The sequence below is a fragment of the Endozoicomonas sp. ONNA1 genome, from assembly GCF_024606325.1.
Lineage (GTDB): Bacteria > Pseudomonadota > Gammaproteobacteria > Pseudomonadales > Endozoicomonadaceae > Endozoicomonas_A.
In genome coordinates this window covers 1-1,321 of sequence record NZ_JAHHPN010000338.1, presented here as the reverse complement: position 1 = coordinate 1,321, position 1,321 = coordinate 1, and the positions used below count along the sequence as shown (strand labels likewise).

At 48.7% G+C, this 1,321-nt stretch carries 2 protein-coding genes; both read right to left on the bottom strand.

Annotation, left to right across the window (positions count from 1 at the left end):
* The coding region (locus KDK19_RS07610; RefSeq protein ID WP_257254980.1) for a hypothetical protein at positions 1–406 on the bottom strand (406 nt) is incomplete at its 3' end.
* 269 nt (positions 407–675) lie between these two features.
* Positions 676–1,321: hypothetical protein (locus KDK19_RS07605; protein WP_257291675.1), on the bottom strand; the 646-nt coding region annotated here is incomplete at its 5' end.

Genomic DNA, 1,321 nt, shown 5'->3' with positions numbered 1-1,321 from the left:
CAAGAAGATCTGCTTCAATCACCATGATCCGGTCTGACAATATCCGGGCCAGCGTAGTTTGGCCCGTCGCAATAGACCATAGTCGTTTGATTCGTAGCATTTGAAGTAGTTGTCTTTTTTGTTGCAGGCATTTTTGAACAGGGGCAAGAACAAGGTAAGGGTGAGACTGGGGCTCCGGATCAGGATTCCATTCGTATCCGTCAGGTGGCTTATCGCCACCATCTCCTCCGGCAGCGCCCGTGGCGATCAGCGCATTGGGAGTGTTCTCCGGAAATTCGGGAGGCTCAGCTAACGGGGCAATTCCGCGTGTCTGCTTCATTGGCCAAACGGGTAGGAGAGGCCATTGGAGAGACTCAAGAGGACTGTTATTTGGCTGCAGCTCCAGAAAACTGAGTGCAAATGTCACAAACCCAACCGGAAGAGCGTAGGGTGGTTCAGGTACGACCAACTTATTGGTATATAAGAAATGGGCTGATAGCGGGCTAGGGCCAACTAATTCCAATGCAGGCGGCGACCCCCCAAACGTTATGGTCACTAACAGCAGCAGTGATCGGACCACCAAGCAGGCAGTTTTGTTTTTTTCAGGGCGTCCCATAGACACAGGACCATCGATTGACCTTTGTTATTTGCAACGGGACGTATAGCACTGCACTGGCCAGTCTGCCATGAACGGAATTAGAAAATACTCCCGCACCCATCAAGTAACTCTAATTCCTGACAATGCTGATAAACATCATCAGTAACATCTAATAATAAAGGGTCTCGTTTTTTTAACCGCTCTATTTGACTGCATGCTCGTTGCCTCCATCCTTCCAGCATGCGGTTATCGATATCAATTTTGGCTTTTTTAAGGACGGTCACTGTGTGCATAAGCTCCATTTTATCGCCATAATCTTCCAGTAAGTTCAGTATTTCGGTACCAAAAACTTCTGTCTGGTCGAGCTTCAACCATAAACTGCCAAACGCCTGTTTTTCTTGTTTGTCGTCTGGAGGATTGCTGCTCTGTGGCGCCGGCTCGCAGGCTTCAGTTCTCCTGAGTTGAACGTTATCCAGATATTGGCACAGTGATTCTTTGATCTCATCGGGGCATTCTGTACCTGATGTTTCGACTCTCTCTCTCAGTTTGTTAAGCAGAGACTCAGGCAGTCTCTGCTTATGATGGTCAAGGGATTTCCAGGCGACGGGTTTGATGGCCATTCCTCTTTTGATCAGGGTAGCCAGAACATGAACAGGTATAGGGTTGAAAGGGGCTGCGTCAACCGCAAATTTAGCCTTCAGCGCTTTGTTTGCGGCTAGTCTGGCTTCGCGTCTTTGGATGTAG